Source organism: Longimicrobium sp. (assembly GCF_036280135.1).
Classification (GTDB): Bacteria; Gemmatimonadota; Gemmatimonadetes; order Longimicrobiales; family Longimicrobiaceae; genus Longimicrobium.
In genome coordinates, this window is record NZ_DASURI010000193.1 from 1 (window position 1) to 2,583 (window position 2,583).

2 protein-coding genes and 1 pseudogene are annotated in these 2,583 nt (G+C 72.4%); 2 read left to right on the top strand and 1 reads right to left on the bottom strand.

All coding sequences use genetic code 11. The features are described 5' to 3' along the window. Positions 1-631, top strand: a pseudogene (locus VFZ20_RS05600) (glucose-6-phosphate dehydrogenase); the annotation flags it as partial. Positions 632-1,048: 417 nt separating this feature from the next. On the opposite strand, the gene VFZ20_RS05605 reads toward VFZ20_RS05600, so the two are convergent. After that, positions 1,049-1,576 carry a Clp protease N-terminal domain-containing protein gene (locus VFZ20_RS05605; RefSeq protein WP_329682854.1) on the bottom strand — a complete coding sequence of 176 codons (528 nt, stop codon included), beginning with the start codon at positions 1,574-1,576 and terminating at the stop codon, positions 1,049-1,051. 79 nt (positions 1,577-1,655) lie between these two features. Here VFZ20_RS05605 and pgl point away from each other — a divergent pair, with 79 nt between their 5' ends. Beyond that, positions 1,656-2,408 (top strand): 6-phosphogluconolactonase, encoded by a 753-nt coding sequence (gene pgl, locus VFZ20_RS05610; RefSeq protein ID WP_329682855.1) that lies wholly within the window; start codon positions 1,656-1,658, stop codon positions 2,406-2,408. Positions 2,409-2,583: the final 175 nt, after the last annotated feature.

Here is a 2,583-nt window from a genome sequence, read left to right on the forward strand (position 1 = left end):
GGGCCAGGCGGACGGCGAGCCGGCGCCGGGCTACCACGAGGAGCAGAACGTGCCGGCCGATTCGCGGACGGAGACGTTCGCGGCGGTGCGGCTGGAGGTGGACAACTGGCGGTGGGCCGGCGTGCCGTTCTACCTGCGGACGGGCAAGCGGCTGCCGGCCAAGGCCAGCGAGGTGGTGATCCGCTTTCGCCCGGCGCCGCACCCTGTGCGCGACCTGGTGCAGCACGACGCGCCGGCCCCCAACGCGCTGGTGCTGCACATCCAGCCGGACGAGGGGATCTCGCTCTTTTTCGAGGCCAAGGTTCCCGGGCTGCGCGGGCCGCTCAAGCCCGTGAGCATGGACTTCGATTACTGCCGCGCGTTCGGCGTGGACTCGCCCGAGGCGTACCAGCGGCTGCTGCTGGATGCCATGTTGGGCGACGCCACGCTCTTTGCCCGCCGCGACGAGGTAGAGGCGGCGTGGACGCTCGTGACGCCCCTCCTGGAGGCGTGGGAGGCGGAGGGCGAGCCGGAGCCGTATCCCGTCGGCACGTGGGGCCCGAAAGGCGCGGACGACCTGCTGGCGCGCGAGGGCCGCACCTGGGCCGTGCCGGGAACGCTGGGGGAGATGCTGGGAGACGGGGAGAAGTAGGAGACGATCGGCCGGTTCCGCGCCGGAGCGAGTGATGCCGGTTGCGGATCTGGTCCGGCATCGCGTCGCCCCAGCTACGGCGAATGAATTCGCGGCTGTGACAACGTGATGTCGGCCTTCGCCGACGGCTCCTGCCGCACGCCGTGTGTGTGCACAGGAGCCGGCGTCGAGTCGTCGAAGGCCGCCTTGGTGCACGTCGGGTCGCCCGTGCTGGGGCAGTCCGCGCAGGCGGACTTCGCGATTTTCCAGCGGCGATTTCAATCGCTCCGGCTGGGCGCCGGCTGATCCCGGCCGGGACTGTGCGTTTGGCTCGCACGTCGCTCCGGCTGGGACTGCGCATCGCCGGCTGGAATTGCGCGTTTCCGGCTCGGACAACGTTCGGCTGGGCGCCAGCCGATTCTTGCCGACCTCGCCCCGTTACGACAGCCCGCCGTTCGCCGGGTCCGGCGCGTCGCCACTCGCGGCCGCCCGCGATTCCGCGAGGATGGCGGCGCGGAGAGCGACGGGGGTGATGTCGAGAAAGGCCAGCGCGCGCTTGGGCACCCCCTGCGGCGACTGCAGCACGCCCAGCAGCAGCTGTCCCGTGCCGACGACCATCAGCCCCGCCGCGCGGGTCTCGCGCATGGCGAACTCGATGGCGCCCTTGGCATCGTCCGCGTAGGGGAGCACGGGGGCGCGCACGCCCCACGGACGCGGCGGGGCGGCGTGCTCGATGCGGAGGCGGATGTCGTCCAGGCCAAAGCCCAGCCGCGTGATGGCCCGCGACGGGATGCCCCCCGGGTCCTGCAGCAGCGCCAGCAGCAGGTGCTCGGCGTGGATGGCGGACGCGTGCACGCGCTGCGCCTGCTCCGTGGCGGCGCCCAGCGCGTCGCGCGCGGCGTCGTCGAACGGCAGGTCCGGCGGCCGCGGCGGGGGAATGTTGAGCTTGGGACGCTTGAAGAGCACGTCGGGTTCTCCGGATCTTCGTCAGTCGGGGGCGCCGTCCGAGCGCACCGTATCGCAACGTAACGCGCAGGGATCGGCCGTGTCCACGCATCACGAACCAGAACGCGGGGGAGCGCGGCTCTCCATCCACGCCGACGCGCACGCCGCGAGCCGCGCCATTGCCGAAAGCTTCGCGCGGCAGGCGGCGGCGGCCGTGGAGGCGCGCGGCCGTTTTTCCGTCGCGCTCACGGGTGGAAGCGGGCCCGGAGAAGCATATCGCCTTTTGGGGGAGGAGCCGTTCCGCTCGCGGATTCCCTGGAACGCCGTGCACCTGTTCTGGGGCGACGAGCGGTGCGTGCCGCCGGGCCACGAGCGCAGCAACTTTCGCATGGCGAACGCCGCGTTCGTCGCGCGTGTGCCCATTTCCGCGGAGAACGTCCACCGCATGCGCGGCGAGCTGCCGCCGGCGGAGGGCGCCGCGCGGTACGCGGACGCGCTGGCCGCGTTCTTCGGGGAGGGGATGCCGCGCTTCGACCTCGTGCACCTGGGCGTGGGGCCGGATGCGCACGTGGCGTCGCTCTTTCCGTTCAGCGAACCGTTGCGCGCGCGTGACCGCGCCGTCACGACCAACCTTCACCTTCCCGAGGGCGAGCCGCGCATCACGCTGACCCTGCCCGTGCTGAACGCCGCCGCGCGCGTGGAGATGATCGTCGTCGGCCGATCCAAGGCGGACGTGGTGTGGACGGTGCTGCGCGGGCCGCTGGACCCGTATCGTTTTCCCGCGCAGCTCGTGCGGCCCGTGGACGGCGAGCTCGCGTGGATGCTGGACCGCGACGCGGCGGCGCGGCTGTAGTCGGGGCGGAGCGGGACGCCGGACGATGCGGAGAATTGCGGGGTGCGGCAGGGGCGGATTCGAGGAACGGCGGACGGATCGAGGAAGGGATGGACCGCGTCGCTGCGCGACGCGGGGCCCTCTCCCCCGACCGCCTTTTTGCTCGTTCCTCGCAACGGCGGTCGACCCCTCCCCC